Origin of the sequence: Jeotgalicoccus sp. FSL K6-3177 (genome assembly GCF_038050175.1) — a bacterium.
GTDB classification, from domain to species: domain Bacteria; phylum Bacillota; class Bacilli; order Staphylococcales; family Salinicoccaceae; genus Jeotgalicoccus; species Jeotgalicoccus nanhaiensis.
In genome coordinates this window covers 752,405-776,149 of the sequence record NZ_JBBOSK010000001.1, presented here as the reverse complement: position 1 = coordinate 776,149, position 23,745 = coordinate 752,405, and the positions used below count along the sequence as shown (strand labels likewise).

General features: G+C 41.6%; 23 protein-coding genes. 6 read left to right on the top strand and 17 right to left on the bottom strand.

The features are described from left to right. Positions 1–3 precede the first annotated feature (3 nt). From MHH58_RS03935 to MHH58_RS03925, 3 genes are read right to left on the bottom strand one after another with little or no spacing between them, the layout of a single operon-like run. Positions 4–810 carry a hypothetical protein gene (locus tag MHH58_RS03935; RefSeq protein ID WP_341345085.1) on the bottom strand — a complete coding sequence of 269 codons (807 nt, stop codon included), beginning with the start codon at positions 808–810 and terminating at the stop codon, positions 4–6. Beyond that, positions 807–2,330 (bottom strand): hypothetical protein, encoded by a 1,524-nt coding sequence (locus tag MHH58_RS03930; RefSeq protein ID WP_341345084.1) that lies wholly within the window; start codon positions 2,328–2,330, stop codon positions 807–809. The genes MHH58_RS03935 and MHH58_RS03930 overlap by 4 nt, the downstream gene beginning before the upstream one ends. 1 nt (position 2,331) lies before the next feature. Continuing rightward, positions 2,332–2,820: a competence protein ComK gene (locus MHH58_RS03925; RefSeq protein ID WP_135095918.1), complete on the bottom strand. Its 489-nt coding sequence runs from the start codon at positions 2,818–2,820 to the stop codon at positions 2,332–2,334. Positions 2,821–3,035: 215 nt separating this feature from the next. Between MHH58_RS03925 and MHH58_RS03920 the strand changes: the two genes are divergently transcribed. The 3 genes from MHH58_RS03920 to MHH58_RS03910 all read left to right on the top strand — a co-directional run bounded on the left by MHH58_RS03920 (position 3,036) and on the right by MHH58_RS03910 (position 4,992). Beyond that, on the top strand, positions 3,036–3,503 hold the full coding sequence (locus MHH58_RS03920; protein ID WP_135095920.1) for a sigma-70 family RNA polymerase sigma factor: 468 nt from the start codon (positions 3,036–3,038) through the stop codon (positions 3,501–3,503). 74 nt (positions 3,504–3,577) lie between these two features. Next, entirely contained in the window at positions 3,578–3,790 is a 213-nt protein-coding gene (locus MHH58_RS03915; RefSeq protein WP_135095922.1) for a DUF2187 family protein, read from the top strand. A gap of 122 nt (positions 3,791–3,912) precedes the next feature. Continuing rightward, the gene (locus tag MHH58_RS03910; RefSeq protein WP_341345083.1) at positions 3,913–4,992 is read left to right on the top strand and encodes an LCP family protein; all 1,080 of its coding nucleotides are present in this window, start codon (positions 3,913–3,915) and stop codon (positions 4,990–4,992) included. A gap of 425 nt (positions 4,993–5,417) precedes the next feature. Here the strand turns inward: MHH58_RS03910 and MHH58_RS03905 are convergent, their stop codons facing one another. The 10 genes from MHH58_RS03905 to MHH58_RS03860 form a co-directional block, all read right to left on the bottom strand. Then, positions 5,418–6,275, bottom strand: a complete 858-nt coding sequence (locus MHH58_RS03905) for a hypothetical protein (RefSeq protein WP_341345082.1) — start codon at positions 6,273–6,275, stop codon at positions 5,418–5,420. A gap of 21 nt (positions 6,276–6,296) precedes the next feature. Continuing rightward, on the bottom strand, positions 6,297–7,646 hold the full coding sequence (locus tag MHH58_RS03900) for a TrkH family potassium uptake protein (RefSeq protein ID WP_228063369.1): 1,350 nt from the start codon (positions 7,644–7,646) through the stop codon (positions 6,297–6,299). A gap of 123 nt (positions 7,647–7,769) precedes the next feature. Further along, a complete protein-coding gene (locus MHH58_RS03895; protein WP_341345081.1) occupies positions 7,770–9,209 on the bottom strand; it encodes a S1C family serine protease in 1,440 nt (479 codons plus the stop codon). A 71-nt stretch (positions 9,210–9,280) separates the two neighbouring features. Then, complete coding sequence (locus tag MHH58_RS03890) at positions 9,281–10,063, bottom strand: TerC family protein (RefSeq protein ID WP_135095931.1); 783 nt, start codon at positions 10,061–10,063, stop codon at positions 9,281–9,283. A gap of 258 nt (positions 10,064–10,321) precedes the next feature. Continuing rightward, entirely contained in the window at positions 10,322–11,878 is a 1,557-nt protein-coding gene (locus MHH58_RS03885; RefSeq protein ID WP_135095933.1) for a peptide chain release factor 3, read from the bottom strand. After that, the gene (locus tag MHH58_RS03880; RefSeq protein ID WP_167753328.1) at positions 11,862–12,122 is read right to left on the bottom strand and encodes a YueH family protein; all 261 of its coding nucleotides are present in this window, start codon (positions 12,120–12,122) and stop codon (positions 11,862–11,864) included. Before MHH58_RS03880 ends, MHH58_RS03885 begins: the two co-directional genes overlap by 17 nt. Then, the gene (locus MHH58_RS03875; protein WP_341345080.1) at positions 12,097–13,596 is read right to left on the bottom strand and encodes a UDP-N-acetylmuramoyl-L-alanyl-D-glutamate--2,6-diaminopimelate ligase; all 1,500 of its coding nucleotides are present in this window, start codon (positions 13,594–13,596) and stop codon (positions 12,097–12,099) included. The genes MHH58_RS03880 and MHH58_RS03875 overlap by 26 nt, the downstream gene beginning before the upstream one ends. 130 nt (positions 13,597–13,726) lie before the next feature. Continuing rightward, positions 13,727–14,572, bottom strand: a complete 846-nt coding sequence (gene tatC, locus MHH58_RS03870; RefSeq protein WP_135095939.1) for a twin-arginine translocase subunit TatC — start codon at positions 14,570–14,572, stop codon at positions 13,727–13,729. Between the two features lie 11 nt (positions 14,573–14,583). Beyond that, a complete protein-coding gene (locus MHH58_RS03865; RefSeq protein ID WP_135095941.1) occupies positions 14,584–16,314 on the bottom strand; it encodes a GMC family oxidoreductase in 1,731 nt (576 codons plus the stop codon). Positions 16,315–16,426: 112 nt separating this feature from the next. After that, positions 16,427–17,221 (bottom strand): gluconate 2-dehydrogenase subunit 3 family protein, encoded by a 795-nt coding sequence (locus MHH58_RS03860; RefSeq protein ID WP_135095943.1) that lies wholly within the window; start codon positions 17,219–17,221, stop codon positions 16,427–16,429. A gap of 400 nt (positions 17,222–17,621) precedes the next feature. Between MHH58_RS03860 and MHH58_RS03855 the strand changes: the two genes are divergently transcribed. Next, positions 17,622–18,014 carry a hypothetical protein gene (locus MHH58_RS03855; protein ID WP_135095945.1) on the top strand — a complete coding sequence of 131 codons (393 nt, stop codon included), beginning with the start codon at positions 17,622–17,624 and terminating at the stop codon, positions 18,012–18,014. Between the two features lie 20 nt (positions 18,015–18,034). Here MHH58_RS03855 and MHH58_RS03850 read toward each other — a convergent pair whose 3' ends face one another. Together MHH58_RS03850 and MHH58_RS03845 are read right to left on the bottom strand one after the other, a co-directional pair. Beyond that, positions 18,035–18,811 (bottom strand): M23 family metallopeptidase, encoded by a 777-nt coding sequence (locus MHH58_RS03850; protein ID WP_135095947.1) that lies wholly within the window; start codon positions 18,809–18,811, stop codon positions 18,035–18,037. A gap of 124 nt (positions 18,812–18,935) precedes the next feature. Next, complete coding sequence (locus MHH58_RS03845; protein ID WP_135095949.1) at positions 18,936–20,033, bottom strand: AI-2E family transporter; 1,098 nt, start codon at positions 20,031–20,033, stop codon at positions 18,936–18,938. A 142-nt stretch (positions 20,034–20,175) separates the two neighbouring features. On the opposite strand from MHH58_RS03845, the gene MHH58_RS03840 reads away from it, so the two are divergent. Next, positions 20,176–20,901: an alpha/beta hydrolase gene (locus MHH58_RS03840; RefSeq protein WP_341345079.1), complete on the top strand. Its 726-nt coding sequence runs from the start codon at positions 20,176–20,178 to the stop codon at positions 20,899–20,901. Positions 20,902–20,968: 67 nt separating this feature from the next. Next, the gene (locus MHH58_RS03835; RefSeq protein WP_135095952.1) at positions 20,969–21,478 is read left to right on the top strand and encodes a 2'-5' RNA ligase family protein; all 510 of its coding nucleotides are present in this window, start codon (positions 20,969–20,971) and stop codon (positions 21,476–21,478) included. Between the two features lie 24 nt (positions 21,479–21,502). On the opposite strand, the gene fabI is transcribed toward MHH58_RS03835, so the two are convergent. Both fabI and mgtE read right to left on the bottom strand, forming a co-directional pair. Then, on the bottom strand, positions 21,503–22,270 hold the full coding sequence (gene fabI, locus MHH58_RS03830; RefSeq protein ID WP_135095954.1) for an enoyl-ACP reductase FabI: 768 nt from the start codon (positions 22,268–22,270) through the stop codon (positions 21,503–21,505). 79 nt (positions 22,271–22,349) lie between these two features. After that, positions 22,350–23,729: a magnesium transporter gene (mgtE, locus tag MHH58_RS03825; RefSeq protein ID WP_135095956.1), complete on the bottom strand. Its 1,380-nt coding sequence runs from the start codon at positions 23,727–23,729 to the stop codon at positions 22,350–22,352. Positions 23,730–23,745: the final 16 nt, after the last annotated feature.

The following is a 23,745-nucleotide window of genomic DNA, read 5'->3' as shown; positions in this document are numbered from 1 at the left end:
TCCCTAAGACTGTACTATCCGCGCAAGCTGCTCTACCTCTACAAACCCGATGGAGTTTTTCTCATTCAGCTGTACATATGACGGCAGTTTTCCTTCAGCTTCCAGAGGTTTTTTGCTCACCTGGAATTTACCGATAATGACCATTACTCTGTGGACAAGTGTTGACAGTTCATCTACGATATCCTGGTTAAGTTTTGATACTTCCAGATGAATGATCGGATTTTTACGTTCTTTAGACGGAAACATTATTGTCCGGATCCATTTCAGTTCACTAGTTGTCAGTTCTTTTTTGGTTTTTAATTCCAGTATCAGGAAAGGAAATCTGTCCTCATCTTTAAAAGCATTGTCATACTGCAGTTTAAAGTGATACAGTTCAAAGCCGTGTTCTTCATACCTGATTAAATACTGATGTTTTTCCTGCTGCACAAAAAACACAGTGCCGTATTCTACATTAGAGCCCTGCTCAAGTTCCTTGAATTTATCGACGACATTTACAAGCTGCGAGTAATCGAGCAGCACCTGTCCTGCCTTATGTCCGTCTTCAGACTTTTTCTGTGTGACTGTAATCTCCACTTTATCTGATGACAGCACCGCTTTCTCCTTGCCGTGAAACAGGGTGGATGTTTTTAACCGGTGAAATTCCCCGTATGTATACCCATTGGTTTTTATAGCAGGTAAATATGAATTGAATATCAGATCTTCCTGCACCAGCTTTCCAAGCAGCAGATCGACCGTTGATTCAGCTGGCACATCTATTTTAGTAATTGAAATACCGCTCTCATAATCTCTCACTTTAACTTTTAATTTCAAGTTGCTCTCTCCTTCTCCAACTGAACAAATGATTTTAATATATCCACTCGCAAGGCGACCAGTTCAGCATCTTCATACATTGATTGTACTTTAACATCACGCAGTTGAGAACTGTTTGACGGAATTTTTTCCGTGATAAATTTCATAAAAGTAATTGCATAATCTTCTTTAACATTCGTCGCCTGATATGGAACGTAAAAATCTGTCACATTATTATTGTAAAATCCTTCGAGCTGAAACTGGCTTTTATGAGAGTTTTCGAGCCAGGATTCATCATACTGGGACCAGAATCTGTCTGCATGCTTATCAATAATAGTATCTTCTTTGGCATAGGAAATATCCGTACTGTCACAGGCCTCGTCAAAGTCATCTATCGGCAGGGAGTAGATATGCCCGAATTCATGAATCAGGTTGCGGTACTGAGTCGCTTTATGGAGATTGTCCCGCACATCTATGGCAAACACAGTTCCGTCTCTCGTTATTGATACATAGGCGGCTGTATTACCCTCACCATCTGAGAATAAACGGTATTCATTAATGTCCTCTAAATAACGATGGGGAAATACAGCTTGAAAAGTATTCCATATTGACATAAATGTTTCTTCATCACCTAAAGGGAGCGAATTTTCAACTTCTTTATCGGCGATTTTGAAATCTTTTATTTGGTAATCAATATAGGTTGTCCGTGTCCGGTTTTCAAAAAATATATGCGGTTCATCCTGCAGATCGACATACTCTTTCAGTTCTGAAAGATAACGGTCACCGAGCTCTGTACATGTTTCGACAGTGTCACAGTCATCATGCTCTACTTCAAGTGACCAGTCGACTTCCGCTTCAAACGACACTCTGTCACTGCTGATAAACTCCAGCAGCTTGAACCCTCCTGTAAAAAGCAGCACCAATACAGCAGCTATCAGCAGCAGCTGGATTACTGTTCTGCCCGACCGCTGTGCAGCTGTTTCAGGTATATCCCGGTTTTTTGCAGGGGTACTGCTGATGATTCCCCGGCTAACGAGTGTTTCTTTTATTTCATTAATATGAGCGTGGTAATTCGGAAGACCGGTATTTTCCAGCATAACGATATTTTTATCATCTACAGATCGGGGGAGGTATTCTCCGCATGTAAACACCAGTATCTGAAGACCGTTTCTTCGCGCATAGTTCAGTATATATCTAAAATCCCGTTCTCCGATATCGGTCGTCAAAATCATCGTATCGATGGACTTTAAATATTTTGCTTTCTGATTAAACGTATCGTAAATATTTGAATTCACTGTAAATCCTTCGTCACCGGTCATACCGTACGGTGCCGATACAGACTGCGCACTTCTGTGGCTGACCCCGGCATTTCTGAGTGAATCTTTTAAGGTTGCTGTCAGCTCTGTTTCCTCCGAACTGAAATTCGTGTGAAGATACACATCCTCGTATGTATGCCGTGCTGCGAGAGCGGATATTAAATGGCCTCCGGTAAGATGAGATTCTTTATTTTTATAAATACCGCCGGCTATAAGAATCGCCAATTTATCCCTCCCTGTCTTTAAAATACTTCCTCACTGCATTCTGATGTTTAACCGTTCTGTCCAGTATAAATAAAGTTTTCTCATACTGTTTCTTTGAAAAACTGTAATCATAATCGGTTTCCACTTCCCGGCCGTCTATAAATGTAATGACCAGTTTATTGTTCACCTTTTTAAAATCTATCAATTGGCGCAAATTCACAAAAAACGGATTCTTGTATTTGCAGCTGTGCAGCGGAAAAAGTACAAACTGATATTTCTCATCGATAATAATCGGCTGAAGCCTGTGTATATTATGTATCAGTTTAACATTTTGCCGCTTCACCTTAATACTGCTTGAATAAAAGTAAACCAGCGTATCATCAATCCATTTTTCAGCAGTCTTCTCACAGTATATTACACCATCAGTATGAACAGCACGGCATAAGTACTCAGGATGCACTACCGGCTCTATATAAAGCACCTGCGGAGTCAGCTCAGGGACAGTCAGCATATTCTCACCCCATCATCAATTTGATTAAACATACTTATTATAACCTTAAGTTAACTTATTTAATATAAATATAACTATTGTTAACAAAAAATATATCATAAGTTGTGTTAAGTGCACTTTTTTTGTTATTACTGTGTTTTATCGCCCGTTTAATTTTCCTTATATTAAGTACATCCGGAAAATCTTATGAATCGATTCATTTAAGGACAACTTAAATGGCAGCAGACAAAAAAATTATTTCTTATGAACCGATGATTCACAGCATTATACAGCAGCTGAATATTTTATATGATAAAGACGAATATATGCAGGTTGGCCGCATCGCTGTTTTTGAAGCTGTTAATAAATTCGACAGCAGCAAAACATCATGCAGCGAATCACAATTTGTTTATACACTCATCAGGCAGCGTCTGATTGATGAAATAAGGAAAGTTTCGCGCTATCAGGAACGGCAGTCACCGGCAGAAGATAATATTATCGAAATACAGGCGGCAGATGATTCTTATAAGCTCGAAAATACAGCTCAAAAAGTATTAAATGAACGGGAATACCGATGGTTTACGCTTACTTTATCAGGCTATTCTTTAAAGGAAACTGCTGAACTTCTTAAGGTCAGTGTCTCCACTGCCAAAAACATCAGGAAAAGTGCGCGGGATAAACTGCAGAAAAGCTTTCTGCTATGAGTACTAACGCTTGTAATTTCCTGTGTTTATAGTATAATGTCAGTCATTATCGCTATTGTAGTGGAGGAATTTACATGGATGCAAAGAAGAAGGAAAAAGAAGAATTAGATGTTAAAGTAGGCAACATTGTTGAATTCGACGATCTGATTGGTAAAGTGGAAAAAATTAATGATAACTCTGTTATCGTTGATATTACTATTAATGATCACTTTGACGAACATGAAATGTTTGAAAAAACTGTAGTTAATCATAAAAGGTACAAAATTATTGATGACTCTACAGATTAATATTTAAAACAGGCAAATGGTTTTGGCCATTTGCTTTTTTTATACCTTTTATTGACAACAGCAGTGCATTAAATATATATTTACATTAACATTGAAAAATCTTCCAAAGTGGGTTATTAACTATGAAAAAAATTCTATGGACCATCTTTATTATTTTAGGTGTCGTGCTCCTCGCTGCAGTCATCTATATTCTTTATCTTTTTAATGCTTTTAACAGCGGGATATCAGATTCCTACGAAGAAATTGATCGGGACCGTTCAGAACTTCGTGTCGATGATGTTGATGCATCAAATGACAACTTCACAGTTCTTATTCTCGGTATAGATGCCGATGCTGAAAGAACTCAGGATGGTCAGATTAACGCAGACCACTTCCGTTCGGATACTATGATTTTAGCAACATTCGACCGTGAAAATGACGACGTTAAAATGGTCAGCATTCCGCGTGATACGCTTGCCTATATCGATTCGATGAATTATTTCGATAAGATTAACCACGCCCACGCATTTAACGGACCTTCCGGGGCAATGGATGCAGTTGAATCATTACTGAACGTGCCGGTCGACCATTTCGTCCGCGTTGATATGAACGCAGTTGTAGAAATAGTCGATGCAATCGGCGGTGTTGAATTCGATGTACCTTATGAAATGAACGGACTCCAGCCGGGTCTTCAGCAACTGAGCGGTGAAGAAGCACTTGCAGTAATCCGCAACAGAAGCATCGATTCTGATTTAGGACGCGGTGTCCGTCAGATGGATCTGATCGAAGCTGTATTTAAACAGGCTCAGTCCTTCAGTACATTATCCCAAGTTGATGACTTGATTAAAATCTTCACAAGCAATACAAGTCATAACTTTGAGACAAGTAATATCCGCTCGCTCGCATCATATTACTTATTTAACGATGTAGCATTTGAAAATTCACAGCTGCAGGGTACAGGATTTACAAGCGAATCCAATGGTGTTTACTATGCATGGCCGGACGAGGAACATCTTTTCGCACTGTCCAACACGATTCGCGATATTCTTGGACTCGACCCTTCAACAGCCAATGATTTAATCAGCATCAGACTTGGAGAACAAATCCAGCCGGTAACAGAAGTCAGCACGGATTTACTTGAGAACTATACACTCGACAATCCGCCTGCTTACACTGAAAACGGTGCACAAAATCAGTACGGTGACGGATTTGGAGTAGAATAAATTGAAAGCCATCTGCGGCTGCAGATGGCTTTTTATATTGCTGGCTGAATTTGAAGGGATGGGGGATGGGGGATGGGTGATAGGAGATTGGGATGGGTGATAGGAGATTGGGATAGATATGAGGCCTGCTCATGCCTATGCAAGTTTCATTGCGTATACATGAGACCCGCTCATGCCTATGCAAGTTTCGATACGTATACATGACACCCGCTCATGCCTATGCAAGTTTCGATACGTATACATGAGACCCGCTCATGCCTATGCAAGTTTCGATGCGTATACATGACACCCACTCACGCCTACACAAGTCTCGATGCATATACATGACACCCCATCACGCCAAACCCGCCAGCTTCATGCACCCCCCCCCAACAAAAAAGGAGCCACAGACAACTGTCTGATATGCTCCTCTTTTATCCAGAAAATTATAAATACCTGTAAACAAGGTCCAAATATTCAATATCTTCCGCAACTTTGGAAAATTCTTTGTCTCTGATTGCCATACTATGTCCCAGATATTCAAAAGTGTTAACTCTTGTTTTAAATCTGATGTCAAGCTCCATTATTCGTCCATTATGGATATGGTGATACAGCGGCACCTTTTCGCCGTGCACGCGTGTTGTATTGAAAACGGGTGTCTGTTTATCATAATTTCCTTCATAGGATGAACCGGTAATTACGATGCCTACGCCTTCCAGACTGTTTTTCAAATTTTCTATACAGACCGAATCGTCGGTGAAATCCGATACAAAAACGATAACATAATCCGGCTCCTCCTGACTGTGCAGATAACGCAGCCATTTTTTAAAGGATGCTTCTAAGTTCACCGATGAAATCTGTTCAGTTTTATCTTCTGCCGGACCGCCGTATCCGCCGATGACTGCGAGCTTCATTCTGTTCATATTAAATATTCTGTACGGCTGGCCGTAAAATGGCTCGGCTGTAAATTTTTGAACGATGTTTGTGCTGATCCATGGGAAATACGATGTCCTCATCGCCTTGCCTGTAGCCCCAATATTTTTCAGATCACTCACATTGAGTGTCGCAAATTTATAATGCAGATGATTCATACTCATAATATACGGATTTTGAGGCCCTCGTGTATTTACAGCATTGCCAATGGCACCCCCGAGGTCGCAAAATATCGGCCGTTCATATTCTTTCATGCTCATACTGTTGACCGCACTGGAAATTTTACCGAAGGTCACGCCTTCTTTTTTACCCAGACACCCGTTCATATGCTGTGTAATATACAGCTTGACATTAAAAAATTCAGATACCATTTCTTTCACTCCCTGCTGATTCTAGCCTACCATCAGGCGTTCTTCAGAGTATTTATAAGTCAGTTCCCGCTGTCTGCCGGCGATTGACAAGAGGAACGATACAAATCCAATTCTGCCGATAAACATAAAAATCATTATTACTGCTTTACTTAATCCTGATAACTGCTCGGTTATCCCTGTAGATGTTCCAGTTGTACCGAAGGCAGAAGTTACTTCAAAGATAATCTGGGTCAGCGTAAATTGATGGCCATCCGCAATTAAGACGGTAAGAATTCCTGCGAAAACAAGAGCAACTGCAAGTGTAAAAACAGCAAAAGCCCGTTCAATATCTTTCTTCGCTATCCTTCTCTGGAATATATTGATATGCTGCCGTCCTCTTGAAAACGATATGAGGAAGAGTATCAATATAGCAAAGGTTGTCGTCCGTATTCCTCCGCCCGCACTGGATGGCGATGCTCCTATAAACATGAGCACGCTCATAATCAGCTGCGTAGTCTCAGTAAGCTGTTCCACAGCAACAGTTGTTATTCCCCCGCTTCTTGTACTTGCTGATAAAAACATGCTTGTCATTACAGACGACAGAATATTTTTATCTTCAAAATATTTTGCAGCTTCAAGCAGATAAATTAAAATTGTCCCGGCAAGAAGCAGTACCCCGTAGGTAGATGCTGTCACTTTCGTAAATAATGAAAAACGAAAGCCCGGAGAATGTTTACTGAAGAAATGCTTCAACTCTATTAAAACCGGATAGCCGATTGCCCCAAGTATAATCTGGCACATTACTGGTATTTCAATGAATAAATTTCCTTCCAGATGTGTTAAAGAATTACTGTACAAATCAAGTCCGCCATTTGTTGTTGCTGAGACCGATAAAAAGGTCCCGTGTAAAAATGCGTAAGCCAAATCGCCCGACTGCATATAGAAATATGATATATAAATAAGGGCGCCGGCAACTTCAACCGCGATAAGCAGCGTTATAATATCAAGCACGAGTTTTACTGCACCGGACATTTTATATTGTGCATTGTCTGTAATAATCTGCCTGCGTTCTTTAACACCGATACGCCGCCCGAGCAAAATCCACAGCAATGTTCCGACCGCCATAATCCCGATGCCTCCGAGATTCATTAAAAACATCAGCAGTATATATCCTGGTATATTAAATGTTTCCACTATTGTAACTGTACTTAAACCGGTAACGGATATCGAAGATGCTGCAACGAACAAAGTATCGATAAATGAAATTCCGTCAGTCCGGTAAAAAACCGGAAGACTGAGCAGTAAAGTTGCTGCTGCCAAGGCCAAAAAATAATACAGCAGTATGGCTCTTTGCGGACTTAAGTTCGTAAACCGCCGGCGTAATTTTTTCAAAAAGACTATCCCCAATCCGTAAATCACATAATAAAATAATATAGACACATTATACAATAAAATAACCATTTCTGATTAAAAAAACGGAATCCCTGTATCAGGATTCCGTTAAAATTTATTTTACTATTCCAGTACTACCGTTGCCGACTGCTGTTCGCCGTCGCGGTAAAAGTCAATTGTCATTTCTTCACCTGATGATTTTGCATAATAGAGATGCTGTCGCAATTCAACCATATTGTTAATCGGCTCTCCATCCAGGTGAGTAATCACATCAAGTTCCTGAAGCCCCGCCTCTGCAGCAGGAGAATTTTCCTGCACGCCGCTGATGATTACGCCGCCTTTAACACCTTCAGGAAGCTGCAGCTGATCGTAAACAGAAGATGAGGCCACATTTAAAAGATCCTGCAGTGTAATACCAAGGAATGGTCTTGTAACTTCTCCGTTTTCCTCCAGCTGGGAAGCAACTTGTTCCACTTCATCTACCGGAATTGCAAAACCAATTCCTTCGACTGAAGCAATGCCGACCTTCATCGAGTTAATACCGATTAAACGTCCATTAGCATCGATTAGAGCTCCGCCGGAGTTGCCCGGGTTGATTGCTGCATCTGTCTGAATAACGCTCGCTTCCCAGTCGTTTGAGCCGTCTCCGTCCAAGTCAACGGGAACGGAGCGGTCGAGGCCTGAAATAATACCCTGCGACACTGAACCTGAGAATATTTCACCGAGCGGCGAGCCGATTGCGATGGCCGGTTCACCAACCAGTAAATCGCTGCTGTCGCCGAATTCAATCGTAGTCTCCACAACGTCAGATGGAATACTGAGCACTGCGAGATCTGTCCATATATCCGAACCGACGAGTTCTGCATCTACCGAATCGCCGCTTTCCAGATTTATTTTAATTTCTTCAGCACCGTCGACCACATGATGGTTCGTTATAACGTACGCAGTGTCGCCTTCAGTTTTATAAATTACACCTGAACCGCTGCCTGCTTCTTCAGCTTCTTCAGAAGTAGAATTAATACCCGGTATAATTGACTGGATACGCTGCATGTTAATAACCGACACAACTGCCGGCTTCGCTTTTTGTACTGCAGCTGTCGTATCTGTAATTACCTTATCAGTGTTTTCTTCTTCAAGCTGCTGCTTCACTTCCGATAAGTCCTGATTCGAATCTACTTCAGAAGCGGTTTCTTCACCGGCTGATTCTTCTGTTTCTCCGTTATCATCTGTACCGGTAAATAAAAGGTAGGCCCCGAGGACGAGAAGCGCACCGATAATTCCTGCAAGAAGCGGCAGTAAAAATGATTTAAAACCGCCTCCGCCAGAATTTCGAGGTGGCTCTTCTGTACTCCGGAAGTTTGAAGTGCTTTCCTCTTCTTCAGGTGGAGAATTTATCTCGCTGCCGGTATTATGATCCGTACCGAATTCTCTTTCTTCTTCACGTGATCTAGTAAATTCAAATTGATTTTCAGCGTCTTCTGCTGACTGATTCTTATCCGTGAAGTTTCGTGCTGTCCGTCTGTATTTTTCTCTGTCAATCGGACGTTTTCTTTCATCGCTCATAATAATCACTCCCTGTTATTACTTTACAAGTAATTATAAGGCCTTTTGAAATTTCTTGCCAATTATAACCGTCAGGATTTCGCTGCTGTTTTGCCGCTGTCTTTTTTACTGCCGCCAAACCAGCCGAGAAGTACGATGATAATCATCACGGCCCAGAAGATAATTTTCCAAGTCGTTGAGTGCGGGAATTCTGCCGGAATAATACCAATTGCTTCATGAGCCAATGTCAGCACTGTCAGTTTAACCCCGACCCAGCCGACGATAACAAACGCCGCTACTTCCAGTGACGGGCGTTTTGCCAGCAGCTCAACAAAGTAATTTGCAAAGAATCTCATAATGATAACCCCGACAAGTCCGCCGACAAGCATTACAGTATACTGTCCTGCGTTAACTCCAAAAAAGTCTCCGCCGACTGCAGGCAAGGCAAGTGCAATTGCTGCAGCAGCTAAAATAGAGTCTACCGCAAAGGCTATGTCCGCGAGCTCCACTTTAAAAACAGTCATCCAGAATCCGGATTGTTTTTTGTCCTTCTGTTCCTCGATTAAATCATCAGCAGTTTTGTCCTTATGCTTTTTGATAGCGATTAAGTGTGATATTGATACGTAGAATAAATACAAGGCACCTAATGCCTGAACCCACCACCACTGCACGAGCCAGACGAGTAATAATATCGCAATAACCCGGAAGACAAATGCACCGAGCAGTCCGTAAAATAATGCTTTCTTTCTTCGTACAGGATCTAAATGACGCACCATGACTGCCAGTACAACAGCGTTGTCCGCCGCAAGTAAACCTTCCAGCCCAATTAACACAATGAGGACCCATGCATATTCCAATAATACAGCTGTATCCATCTTTATTTCCTCCTTTTCATATTAAACACAAAAAGAGACCAAAACAGCCAGTCCGCGCATATTTTTGCACAGCACTGTCTGTTAAGGTCTCACGATACAATAATATATATTGCTCGGTGCACCGGGATTTCTCCGTAATGACGATGCACCGATAGTTTCCTATTCGTTACTCCCCTTAAAATACAGGTTCATTATATATGTTTTTTAATTCTTATTAAATATATGATAGTCAATGTAAAAAGTAAAGTGAAATTTACTTTACAGCAGACTGTATAATTTGATTTCCGGATATTTATCCGAGAACCAGCGCATCGCAAATTCATTCTCAAACAGGAAAACCTGCTGATCAAAACGGTCGTATACTAAATTCGCCCGCGGCGAGTTCATTGAATCTTTAATATCTTCTTCATTTTCTACCCAGCGCGCGATTTTTCTGCCGACGGGTTCCATAACGATATCCGTATTGTATTCATTTTTCATACGGTGTTCGAACACTTCAAACTGAAGCTGGCCGACCGCGCCTAAAATTGGCTGGTTCGTATGCATCGATTTGTAATACTGAATTGCACCTTCCTGCACGAGCTGTTCGATACCTTTGTAGAAATGCTTCTGTTTCATTACATTTTTAGCAGAAACTTTCATAAACATTTCTGGTGTAAACTGCGGCAGGTCGATGAAATCACGCTGTTTTCCACTGTAAAGAGTATCGCCGATCTGATAATTTCCTGTATCGTATAAGCCGATAATATCGCCGGCATACGCTTCGTTAATAGTTTCTTTGTCGTCAGCCATAAACATCGTCGCCCGTGTAATCTTCGATTTCTTTTTAGTGCGGGCAAGTACCGCATCCATACCCCGGGTAAATTTCCCCGAAACGATTCTCATAAATGCCAGACGGTCGCGGTGCTTAGGATCCATATTGGCCTGGATTTTGAAGATAAACCCGGAAAATTCTTCATCTGTCGGGCTGACTTCTGTACCGTCTGTCGTCTCGCGTCCGGTCGGCTCTGGAGCAAAGTCAACGTATGTGTCGAGAAATTCTTCAATACCAAAAGTTGATAAAGCTGAACCGAAGAATACCGGTGTCAGGTCACCCTTCGAAATTTTTTCTTTATCGAACTCGTCTCCCGCTTCTTCCACGAGCATAAATTCATCTATCGCATCTCTATAGGCAGCATCTTCTGTTATTTTATGCGGTTCAGTCAGCTGGTAATCATCGTCGAGCGTTAATGTTTCTTCTTCTCTGAACGGATTAATCGTGCGCTCTCGGCGGTTAATTATTCCGAAAAAGCTCTGCCCCATGCCGATTGGCCATGTCATCGGGTAGGTTTCAATCTCAAGCGTCGATTCAATTTCTTCAAGCAGTTCAAACGGTTCTTTACCGACCCGGTCCAATTTATTAATAAAGGTAAAAATCGGAATACCGCGCATTTTACAAACTTTGAACAGTTTCAGCGTCTGAGGCTCGATTCCCTTGGCAGCATCGATTACCATGACCGCGGAATCCACCGCCATTAAAGTGCGGTAAGTGTCTTCTGAGAAATCTTCGTGTCCGGGCGTATCCAGAATGTTTATCTTGTAGCCGTCAAAATCAAATTGCATTACTGAACTTGTTACACTGATTCCGCGTTCCTGCTCTACTTTCATCCAGTCACTCGTTGCAAATTTGCCGGTTTTCTTACCTTTAACAGTTCCCGCTTCGCGGATTGCACCGCCGAATAACAGCAGTTTTTCTGTCAGAGTTGTTTTTCCGGCATCCGGATGGGAAATAATCGCAAACGTCTTGCGTTTCTGTATTTCATCTTTTATATCCATTATTTTCTCCTAGCTCAGTTCTTATTACTGATAATATTGCTTCACTGGCCTCTTCACTTTCATCTTCATCGAGCACTGTGAAAAGATGTATAATCAGTTCTTCAGCCATCTCTTCTTCTGTGAGGTCCGAGCTCACCTGCATACTGAAGCTGAGTTCCGGTATGCTGATAATATATGTTTCTTTATACTCTCCGATATAAGTTTCACAGGCCGTCCCGTTAAATTTTACTGTCGCTGTCAACATATTCTTCACTCCGGTATTTTCGGTAAGCGGCATCCAGCGCAATTAAATCATCTCTGTGCGGTACTTTTACATAGTTTTCCATAATTTGATACGGTTCGCGCCCTTTACACGCGAGGATAATTGTATCCCCCGGTTCAGCCTTGTTCACTGCGTGAATAATTCCTTCTTCCCGGTCTGTATACGATACATAATTATCGTGGGCTGCACCTTCTTCAAGCAGTTTTACAAGCATGTTCGGATCGTCGTTCGCAGGATTGTCAGGCGTAAAGACTGCATAATCAGCCAGCGTCGCTATTTCGCCCATTTCAGCTCCTTTTGAAGAATCACGCTCTCCCGTCATGCCAATTAAGCAGATTAATCTGCCTTTAACGAAGGGTTTTACAGTGTTAATTACTTTTCTTAGGGCATCAGGCGTGTGGGCAAAGTCTATTATAATGTTAATCGGCAAGGTCGGATCGAGAACTTCCAATCTGCCGTCTACAGCTTTCATCTCAGGGACTGCAGATAAAATATGTTCAATATCGTAGCCCTGCAGCCATTCGCTGATAACTGCACACATTAAGTTCTGAATATTGTATTCCCCGACAAAAGGAGAGTTTACTTCAAAACTGCCCTCCGGCGTATTCAAGGTAAAATTAAAACCTTCAAGACTGCCTTTTATATCAGATGGATAAAAATCAGCCGTGCTGTCCATACCGTAAGATATTGTTTCAAACGGTGTCATATCTTTGTACACAAGAGACCATTCATCATCATTATTCAACACGACGTATTTATGTTTTTTAACATCCTGGCCAAGCTGGGAAAACAGCAGACCTTTAATATGCCCGTATTCCTCCATACTGTTATGAAAATCAAGATGATCCTGCGTTAAGTTGGTAAAAATGGCAATATCAAAGTCGATACCGAAAGTCCGCCCGAGTTTCAGCCCGTGAGATGATACTTCCATTGTAAATACTTCAGTATCATTTTCATGCGCTTCTTTAATACGTTTGTGCAAGCGTGTCGTTTCCGGCGTAGTATTGGCTGATACCATATGCACATCGTTAATCATAAAACCATTCGTTCCGAGATACGCACTTTTTTCGCCGAGTGCCATACTCAGATTGTGAATCATCGTTGAAACTGTCGTTTTTCCGTTCGTTCCAGTCACGCCGATCATGGTCTGGGATTCATGAGGAAAATCATAAATATATTCGGCAAAAAGAGCCGCAGTTTTCGATGGATCTTTTACTACCATAAGACCGACATCAGAAGGCAAGTCTACATAGCGGTCAGCTATAATAAAGCGGCATCCGCGTTTAATGACGTCTTCTACAAAGTTAAGGCCGTCGGTCTGTTGTCCTTTTATTGCTGCGAACACAGCTTCCTCGTGCGTTTCCCGGGAATCCGCTGTAATATCCCTGACAGTTTCCGGGAAATTTCCGTACGTGGTTTTTATCTTCAAAAGAGATAGAAGCATCGTTGATTTCATCTCAGTTACCACCTTTCAACTTAAGTAATTATACATGAAAATACCCTTCTAAAGATAGAGATATGTTGCTTTTCATTAAAAATGAGCGGACATGGCAATTTTGCCGTGTCCGCTCGTTTTAAAAATTATTTTATTTCCGTTCTTTTTTTTCTGCTTTCTCTTGCGCTTTTTGTTCTTTTTCCGCTTTAGCTCTTTCCTTCCGTTCTCTCCGTTTAATCAGAATAATACTCAGTTCGTATAAAAGAATCATCGGAATAAGTGTAACCATGTGCGTAAACACATCCGGCGGTGCAATAAGCGCTGTGATGACAAGTAAAATAAAATATGCGTACTTCCGCATCGTCGTCATCACTTCAACAGTCAGCAGTTCGATATGATGCAGGAATAATGCGACGACCGGGAGCTGAAAGACCAGCCCAAACGGAATCGTCGTTATTAACAGAAACGACATGTATTCATCTGCAGTGACCAGCACATTAAAATTCTGCTCTCCCATTTCAATCAGGAAGAAGTAGCTGAGCGGGTGCACAACAAAATATCCAAATGCCAGACCTGTTATAAAAAGCAGCAGCATGACCGGCAGCGACCCTTTCAGGAACTGTGTTTCTTTATCCACAAGTCCCGGTCTCATAAACTGCCACAGGAACCAGCATATAAACGGGATGGAAAACCCGATACTGATCGCGCCTGATGTTCTTAAATAGAAACGGATAACTTCAAACGGTCCGAGAACAACGATTTCCGCCCCTTTTGAAACGACCGGAAACCACCATCCGACAGTGGAGAAAATAATCAGGAACCATACTGTTATTACAACCGCAGACTTAATCAGGACAGATCTTAAATCCTCCAGGTGATCAGTCAGCGGGGCATATGGATCTTCTTTAGTTACTTTCTTCCGTTTAGCTACCGTTTCCGGTTCATTATTTACATGTTTGTTATCAGGATTCCGACTTCCATTTTGCTTCGGCTCCATTTTACATCACCTTATTCTTCTTCTAGGCGTCCGCCATCTTCAGCATATTTAATAATACCATCTGCACAGCGGTATGCAAGCGCTCCGACAGTCGCCGTCGGGTTATAACCGCTGTTGTGCTGGAAGTTTCCTGCACCGACGACGAACAAGTTATCGCGGTCCCAGTGCTGCAGGTAATTATTGACTACACTTGTTTCAGGATCAGAGCCCATCGTCGTACCGCCTGTATTATGTGTTGACTGGTAAGGAACGATATTATAATCAGTCAGCTCCGCCGCCAGGTCAACCTGGCTTGCGCCCATTTCTTCTAAAATTTCACCTGAACGTTCAGCAAGGTATTTCTGTCTCGCTCTGTCCTGATCAGTAAAATTATATGTGAGACAGACAAGGGGCACACCATAAACATCTGTATATTCTTCATCCATACTTAAGTAGTTTTCTCTGTGCGGACTTGTTGCCCCCTGCCCCGATACAGAAAGTACGCGGGTGTAGTTCGTAATTGACTCTTCTTTAAACTCTTCCCCCCATGAAGGTGTACCGCTCGGTACAGGGTTCGACAGAATCGGTCTTGCCCCGGTTTGAGTAATAGATATATTACCGCCGTGCAGGAAGTCAAGATCTTCGTGATCAAAGTTATCACCGTTGTAATCATCGAGTGCCATCCCAAGTGCTCCGGCTCCCATAAAGGTGTTAAACTGATCATCAAAGAATCCTGTTGCACCGCCGAAAATCTGGTAGCAGTAATTGCGGCCTAAAGTGCCTTTGCCTGTTTTCGGATCGTACTGTTCTCCGATATCTGAAACAGCCAGCAGCTTGTAGTTATTAAAGACGTAGCTTGTCAGCGCCACGACATCAGCAGGCTGAATGAATTCTTCACCTGTTATCGTATCAACAAATTTAACACCTGATACTTTAGAATCATCATCTTCATCAGTAATTACTTCCACCACATTAGCCTCTGTGCGCAGAGTAAAGTTATCACTTTTCTGAGCCGTTTTAATTACAGTAACTTCAGGCGTTGCTTTAGCGTCGTACTCACAGGCGAAACGTTCACAAAATGCACAGTACTGACATGCATTGATTTGTTCGCCGTCAGGATTTTCATATTGCTGGCTCAGGTTTGCGGATGGCATCATATGAGGATGAAGCTCCATATTCGTCGCAGCTTCTTCAAACATGCGGAGCATGCGTGATTTTAACATAGGCGGTGTCGGGTACGATTCTGAACGCTTTCCGCCAAGCGGATTCTCTTCACCGGAAATTCCGGCTGTTTTTTCAAACGTATTGAAATAAGGCTCCAGTTCATCGTAAGTAATACCCCAGTCTTCAAACTGATAGCCGTCATCCTCCTGCAGTTTCTTTTTACCGTAACGTTCTTCCGTCATCGATTTAATCTCGAAATCATACGGCAGGAATCTCCAAGTCTGGCCATTCCAGTGTGTACCGGCTCCACCTAAGTTTTCACCTAGAAGGAAAGACCCCTGCTGACGCATCGGCAGCGCTTTTTCATCTTTATTATTTCTGAAGGTTAATGTTTCTTTAGAAGTGTCCTGCATTAACTCGTAACGCACTGCGTACTTCAACTCATCATGCACATGTTGATAATCTTCGGTACCGCGTTTTCTGCCGCGCTCAAGACCCATAACGGTTAAGCCCGCTTTAGTTGCTTCGGCTGCGATAATACCGCCGGTCCAGCCTACTCCTACTGTTACTACATCTACTTTATCTAATGTTGTTGCCATAATTTTCCCCCTAAAATAAACTCAAAATTTATTGCCTGATTTCTGGTAATTGAATAATCAAATACAGACTCCAAAAAACTTCACTGGAGTCTGTATTTGATAGACAGCTAGATTAATGAGTCATACCAAATACCGGTTCAGGCTCTAATTCATGGAACTCGTCATCTTCAATGTATTGAATGTATGACATCTGGTGACCTGGGAATTTTTTCATTTTCCAGCCGGCCATATCGCGGTTGCCGCGGTAAACCGGGTCTGCATATGCACCTTCGAGTGTCGCTGAACGTAGCATTGTAAAGAAGTAGCTTGATGTTGCAGTGTGCGCTGGCACACCTAAGTCAACTTCTCCAGCTTCAAAATCAGTCAGAATATCATCCATCTGTCCGTCTTCTAAATCTGCAAAGTTGGCATCGTGGCGATCATTCGCTTCTTCGTTCAATTTTTTAATGCCGAGCATGAAATAATCCCGGCGATTTAAATTAGACTGATAACCTTGTGTCGGCAGCGGTTCGGCAAACGGTCCCTGCATATATTCTTTAGAGTTAAAGCCGTATTGGCCTGTAAGCTGACCATCAAGATAAAACGCACAGCCGAGTTCAATCGCTCCCGGTCCTGATTCTGTTTCCGGGAAAATGCGTTCCATCGCTGCAGATACTGTATTAAAATCAGTATCGTTTGCAAAGAATACACGGGAATTGTCTGTTAATCCTCCGGTTTTGTTATCTGTTTCAGTTCCTTCTGAAGCTGTGTCTTCAGTTGTTGAAGTTTCTTCAGATGAGGATCCATCCAGATTGAAGCCGACAAGCCCACCGAGTAAAGAACCTCCAATGATTCCGCCTGTTGCTACACCTGTAGTCTTTAAGAAGTCGCGTCTTGAAAACTGTTTTTCTTCTGGTGTTTTCGCCATTTTTAATTCCCCCTAATTAAATCTTATTTATCATACATTATAAACATATTATTTATAATAGAAATGATTAACTTACTTTTTACATCTTTTTTTAATCCACTCTGCTCAGTGGATACTCTATTATACTCCGATTTAACAATCTTAATTTTTATTAATATATTAATAAAAATAATGCAGCAGACCATTCCAAGAGTGGTACAATATGATTAAAGCTCTGGCTGCTCTCATATTTCATTATTCAGCATGTGAAATGCGTTTGCGGCTTCATCTGCAGTCTGAGTATTTACACTGCAGGATTTTTAACAGGTGTGCCGTCAGACTTATTGACCACCCTTGTAAAGTATAATATGATTAATTATATATTAAATTTGACAATTTTAACATAGGTGGTGGAAATTTTATGTCATTCTTTAACTTGCTTACCTGGAATAACAGTCATATGGATTTGCGTTACGTCGAAGATGATCTGCATGGCAAGGTAAATATTACCAATGTGTATAATGATGACCGTTACGTAAACATGGAGAAAGTTAATCAGAAATATGATGCAGAATTGCAAAACGCACAGCGCAGCATCAATTCCAACAGAATCATTATGCTGGTTCTTTTTACTCTTGCAGTATTCCTTCCTGCTGTGCTTTTAAGTGTAGTTCAAAGTAATCTCCTCTTAATCGGCGGTATTATCGTTTACGCTATTATTGCTTACTTCTTAATGGAAGCAGTGAACCAGGTTCAGATTAACAGAGTCCTTTATGATATAACCAACGACAAAGAAATCCATACGCAGCCTTAATCAGGTGCGCATGGATTTTTTTATTCTTTTCCTTTTGATGTATTCAGCCTGCTGAGTTTTCCATATAGCTTTGTTTCTTTAAATACCGTCCCCGGAATCTTTTTCCCGCACGCGATAAATACTGTTTTCCCCTGCTGCCTGCATCTAAGCCACCAGTATCCGTCATTATCATAGAGCTTATTAAAACTAAATTTCGAGTTTTTACCTGTAAAACCAATTCTCGAACCGGCCAGAGATGGAAAATCCCGGATATTAATTATTTGATCTGCAGTAAAATCCCCGCTCCACAGCCAAGCTGCATTATACCTGCGTTTATCGACATTTAGAGCAAGCGGATTAATACCCGTACAAACAAAATTCCGTTCCCTGCTTATATAGCCGTATTTTTGAAATTGAATATGGAGATGGCTGCCCATCTGGACATTCTGATAATTTGTATTGCTCTGATAGCCGATAATATCCCCCTGCTTTACGTGCTGGCCGGGGCTAATAGAAAGCGGCCGTGCAAGATGACCGTAGATTACCTGAATACCAAGATTCTTATTCGCAAGCACTACAGTACCGCCAAAGTTTCCAAAACCTGCTGTTCCAGGAGCAGCAATACCGTCAAAAACTGCCGGAACCGGTGCTCTGTCATATTTCACAAGATCATATGCTCTGTGGTAGCCTCCGCAGTAATTATCATAGTTATAGCCGTTCACCGTATAATTTCTCAATCCCCATATTCCGCTTTTGTACTTCGCCGGATCTGATGTAACCTTAAAACCATGATTAATTAAATACTCAATTGGATTCATCTTTCTCCCCCTTTTACCTTCTGACCTTTATATCGGCTGAAGACAGTAAAAAGGGCAATTTATTCTGCCGGCAGAAAGAAACCCGGGCAGCCAAAAGGACCATCCGGGTGTGTTTACTAAAAATTTAATTTGTTTTTGATATGTCTGTCAGCATGGTATCTTTCAGATTTGTACGGTACCTCCAGATATTCTGGATAATCGTTTTAATTACTGCATAGGTTGGTATAGCTACCAGAATACCGATAAAACCGGCGATATTTCCTGCAGCAAGCACGATAGTAATTACAGTCAAGGGATGCAGTGCAAGAGACTGCCCCATTACATTTGGAGTAATGAGGTTACTTTCAATCTGCTGGGCAATCAGTGTAATAACCGATACCCAGATAAACATAATCGGATCTTGAATCAGTGCAAGCAGTCCAGCAGGAATAAATGCTACCCACGGACCGACGAAAGGCACTATATTCATAAACAAAGCAAAGATTGCAAGCAGCAATGCATAATCCAGGCCGATAATTGTATAGCCGATGTATAAGATAATACACAGTATGAATGATACCAGCATCTGTCCCTGAATAAATGAACGCAGAGTGCGGTCGATATCGTATAATAATTCGATTAAAAACTGTTTAAAAGTTCCGCTGAACGGTGAAGTCATCGCTGGAATGAACTTATGGTGATCTTTCAGCATAAAGAAGAAAAAGAACGGTCCGAGCACCAGGGTTAAAAGGACACTCACTGTGCTTGTCACTATCGTAATTGCATTAGAAACAAAGCCGCTTAGCATATTCGTTCCCATATCGAGTGCATCCTCAGTTACCGACTGCAGATCGATATCAAATGGCAGACGTTCCCGCTGGCTCAGCAGATAATTTGCAATGTTCTGCACTTCACTTTGCAGTATAGGCAGTCTGGAGACTAAATTCTGTACCTGTTCTGTTACCATCGGTGCTACTGTCAGCGTAATAACCGCAATAACTATTAAGATAATTATAAAAATTGCAAGAATACTTACGAGTCTGTGCGCCTTGCGTTTTTCTAAAAAGCGCTGAATCGGTTCGGTTATGTAGTATAGCAGCCCGCCTATTAATACCGGGAAAAATATTGTCATTATTATCGTAATAAACGGATCAAAGATAATCTGAACCTGCATGACGAGCAGAATAATGACGAAAGTAATAATAAGTGCTATACCGCTTTGAAACCAAAGTTTATTAGTCATAAAGTGGCACCTCTGAAGTCTTTTAGTTTGTTCATATTGTATCATTCCTGCTTATAATTTCATACTATATAACAGGCAGATTCGGAAATACATGTTATCCCTAAGGACAAATTGGTAATATACAATATAAGGAGGCGTTACTTTGGATAAAACACCAGGAAAAGTACATACCACATCCCTCAGCTCGGAGGTTTGCGGTGAAACATTCGAAATACAATATTACCTGCCTAAATCGTATTCCGATCTTTATAAGTACAACGTTATTATAACTTTCGATTCGCAGGATTTCTTTAAATACGGGCAAATTGAACGATTAATTGAAAAGATGGAAGCAGATGGTGAGCTGGAACGGACAATCATTGTCGGTATTCCCTATCCTTCAGTTGAATGGCGCAATCATTACTTCAGTCCGAACGGAGAGCATCATGAAAAGTTTGTTACTTTTGTTGGCCGCGAACTCAACAGTTTTATAGACAAGCAGTTTAAAACTTTAAAAATGGCAAACAGCCGCCTGCTTATGGGCGAAAGTCTTGCCGGCAGTTTCGCTCTGTCGGTTGCATTGACCTATCCGAACACTTTCAGCCAGGCGCTTGCTTTCAGCCCTTTCATCGACGAGCAGTTTATTAAGCGCTTTAAAAACAGCATGAGTCTGATTAATTTAAATATTTACCATACAATCGGCCTCGAAGAAGAAGATTTTACAACTATTATGGGCGCGCAGGCAGATTTTCTGACACCTAACCGCAAGTTGAATGAGATACTTGAAAACGAACCGCTTGAATACACATACCGCGAACTGGAAGGCGGACATATTTGGAAAACATGGAAACCGGAACTTAAAAATGTTCTTAGCCATTTTTTCGGATAGAAAACGTATACATTTTTTTTCGTAAAATGATATACTTGAAACAAATCGTTTAGGGAGGCATTTTAAAATGAAATTTGGAATAGCATTATTTCCATCTAAAAAACTTCAGGATACTGTGAACCAATATCGTAAGCGTTATGATGCTAGATATTCATATATCGCACCGCATATTACAGTAAAAGAAGCTTTTGAAGCGGATGAGAATGAAAAACCTCAGATTGCAGAATTTATCAAAAACGTAGCATCACAACATCAGCCTACAGAAATTGAAATTAAAAAGGTTTCAAGTTTTGCTCCAAAGAAACAAGTTGTTTATTTTAAAGTTGAGCCCAATGAAACATTAAGTTCAATTCACGAAGCGTTTAACAAAGGCGACTTTTACGGTGAAGCTTCACATCCGTTTGTACCGCATTTCACCCTCGCCCAGGAGGAAACAGCTCAGAAATTTGAAGATACACTCAGTCATTTGCAAATGATTGGAATCGAGCATTCAGAAACTCTGGATAAAATCAGTTTGTGCGTGCAGCTGGAAAACGGTATCTGGCATGTTACAGAAACCTTTAAATTAGGACAATAAAAAAACTCCCGAAAGGGAGTTTTTTTATGCCATAATATGATAACCGCTGTCCACGTGAAGAACTTCTCCTGTAATACCGCTTGACAGGTCGCTCAAAAGGAAGGCAACTGTGTTTCCTACTTCAAGCTGGTCAACGTTGCGTTTTAACGGCGCACGATCTGCAATTTCTTTAAGAATTGATTTGAATTCGCCGACAGCTGATGAACTCAGCGTACGGATTGGTCCTGCGGATACTGCGTTCACGCGGATGCCCTGTTCTCCAAGATCATATGCCAGGTAGCGTACACTTGCGTCAAGCGCTGCTTTTGCTACACCCATAACGTTGTAGTTAGGCATTGCGCGTTCGCCGCCAAGGTAAGTCATCGTGACGATGCTGCCGTTCTCATTCATGATTTCTTTAGCATATTTTGAAACAATCGTTAAGGAGTAAGCACTGATATCGAGTGCCATTTTGAACCCGTCACGTGAAGTTTCGCTGAAACCGCCTGTCAGTTCGTTTTTATCTGCAAATGCGATTGCGTGAAGAACACCGTCGATGCCGTTTGTTTTTTCGCCGATTTCTTTAAATGCTTTAGATACATCTTCGTCACTTGTTACGTCGCATTCAACGATAATATCGTGCTCGCCTTCAAGTTCAACAAGCAGCTTGTCCAGTTCCTTGCGGAAACGTTCGCCTAGAATAGTAAATACGAGTTTCGCACCCATTTTATCCAGAGCACGTGCTGCACCCCAGGCGATACTTCTTTTATTAGCTACACCCATAATTACATATGTTTTACCTGATAAATCCATTCAGAAATCCTCCTAATTCATCCCTAGTATTAGTACCTACTACTAATCTACATTTTATTAAGCCCCATTGCAAGAAATATCATAATAAGCTCGACATAAATACATTTGCGAGCGCAAAATAAATCAGCAGGCTGATGATATCATTTGCTGTAGTAATAAACGGACCGCTGGCAATAGCGGGGTCGATGCCAGCTTTATTCATTAATAAAGGTATAACAGTGCCGATAATAGTTGCAACTGACATCGATGCAAGCAAGCTGCCGCTGACAATAATACCGAGCACCGGCTCCCGGTACATCACTATAATAATAAGAAATATAACAATTCCGCAGACGAGACCCGTAATAAATCCGGAACCGAGTTCACGTCCTGCAAGCTTTATCTTGCTGGACTCTTTGATTTCGCCTGTCGATATACCGCGGATAGCCACAGCAAGCGATTGGGTTCCTGTGTTCCCTGCCATCCCGCTGATTACCGGAATAAATGCGCTGAGAAGCACAACCCGTGCCAGAGTATCTTCAAAAAATGACAGCATCCATGCCGTAATCATTCCCATAAAAGTCAATCCTATAAGCCATGGCAAACGTTTCTTTGCTGTTTCCACCGCCGTATCGGAAGTACTTTCGTTATCGCTCATACCGGCAAGTCTTGAATAGTCTTCCCCGGCCTCTTCATGAATAACATCCATAATATCGTCGGCTGTAATAATACCGACTAAATGATCCTGAAAATCGACAACAGGCACTGCAAGAAAATCGTAATCGCGGACAATTTGGGCGACTTCCTCCTGATCATCCGATACCCTTACCGACACGACTCGCTCGGTCATGACATCTCCGATGTATTCATCGTCATCTGCAACGATCAGTTCTCTCAGCGAAATAATGCCTGCAAGATGATTATCCGGATCGGTAACGAAGAGGTAGTAAATCATTTCCGATTCCGGCGCCACTTCTTTTAAATAGCGCATAGCTTCACGCACTGTCATAAGACTGTTAATGCTGACAACTTCCGTCGTCATGATACCGCCGGCAGTATCTTCCTCGTAGTTCATAAGACTGCGGATTTCCACTGCATCTTCTTTATCCATCAGCGGTAAATAAGTTGTCATTTTTTCGCGTGAGATTTCATTTAAAATATCCACTGCGTTATCGTACTGCATCGCCCCGATAATATGGGCTGCATAACGTGCATCTATTTTATCCAGCAGTTCTTCATATTCATCCGCTTCAAGTTCAAGCAAATCGAAGAAGTCTGATACTTCTTCCGGGCTTAAAAACTTGTACAGAGTATTTTTCTCTTCATCGGTGAGCGCCTGGTAAATTTCACCCTGTTCATAATTGTGCAGGTCCATAAATATTTCTCTGAAACCATCCAGGTTCTCTTCATTTAAATACTTAATAAGGCTCTGTTTTACTTCTTCAAAATCTATTTCTCTGTTGTCTCTTGACATATCCATACCCACTCTCAACAAA

Bases quoted from the DNA above. Each gene is read 5' to 3' on its own strand.
- MHH58_RS03925 (WP_135095918.1), bottom strand. From the start codon at position 2,820: ATGCTGACTGTCCCTGAGCTGACTCCGCAGGTGCTTTATATAGAGCCG.
- MHH58_RS03920 (WP_135095920.1), top strand. From the start codon at position 3,036: ATGGCAGCAGACAAAAAAATTATTTCTTATGAACCGATGATTCACAGC.
- MHH58_RS03915 (WP_135095922.1), top strand. From the start codon at position 3,578: ATGGATGCAAAGAAGAAGGAAAAAGAAGAATTAGATGTTAAAGTAGGC.
- MHH58_RS03910 (WP_341345083.1), top strand. From the start codon at position 3,913: ATGAAAAAAATTCTATGGACCATCTTTATTATTTTAGGTGTCGTGCTC.
- MHH58_RS03905 (WP_341345082.1), bottom strand. From the start codon at position 6,275: ATGGTATCTGAATTTTTTAATGTCAAGCTGTATATTACACAGCATATG.
- MHH58_RS03895 (WP_341345081.1), bottom strand. From the start codon at position 9,209: ATGAGCGATGAAAGAAAACGTCCGATTGACAGAGAAAAATACAGACGG.
- MHH58_RS03890 (WP_135095931.1), bottom strand. From the start codon at position 10,063: ATGGATACAGCTGTATTATTGGAATATGCATGGGTCCTCATTGTGTTA.
- MHH58_RS03885 (WP_135095933.1), bottom strand. From the start codon at position 11,878: ATGGATATAAAAGATGAAATACAGAAACGCAAGACGTTTGCGATTATT.
- MHH58_RS03880 (WP_167753328.1), bottom strand. From the start codon at position 12,122: ATGTTGACAGCGACAGTAAAATTTAACGGGACGGCCTGTGAAACTTAT.
- MHH58_RS03875 (WP_341345080.1), bottom strand. From the start codon at position 13,596: ATGAAATCAACGATGCTTCTATCTCTTTTGAAGATAAAAACCACGTAC.
- tatC (WP_135095939.1), bottom strand. From the start codon at position 14,572: ATGGAGCCGAAGCAAAATGGAAGTCGGAATCCTGATAACAAACATGTA.
- MHH58_RS03865 (WP_135095941.1), bottom strand. From the start codon at position 16,314: ATGGCAACAACATTAGATAAAGTAGATGTAGTAACAGTAGGAGTAGGC.
- MHH58_RS03860 (WP_135095943.1), bottom strand. From the start codon at position 17,221: ATGGCGAAAACACCAGAAGAAAAACAGTTTTCAAGACGCGACTTCTTA.
- MHH58_RS03855 (WP_135095945.1), top strand. From the start codon at position 17,622: ATGTCATTCTTTAACTTGCTTACCTGGAATAACAGTCATATGGATTTG.
- MHH58_RS03850 (WP_135095947.1), bottom strand. From the start codon at position 18,811: ATGAATCCAATTGAGTATTTAATTAATCATGGTTTTAAGGTTACATCA.
- MHH58_RS03845 (WP_135095949.1), bottom strand. From the start codon at position 20,033: ATGACTAATAAACTTTGGTTTCAAAGCGGTATAGCACTTATTATTACT.
- MHH58_RS03835 (WP_135095952.1), top strand. From the start codon at position 20,969: ATGAAATTTGGAATAGCATTATTTCCATCTAAAAAACTTCAGGATACT.
- fabI (WP_135095954.1), bottom strand. From the start codon at position 22,270: ATGGATTTATCAGGTAAAACATATGTAATTATGGGTGTAGCTAATAAA.
- mgtE (WP_135095956.1), bottom strand. From the start codon at position 23,729: ATGGATATGTCAAGAGACAACAGAGAAATAGATTTTGAAGAAGTAAAA.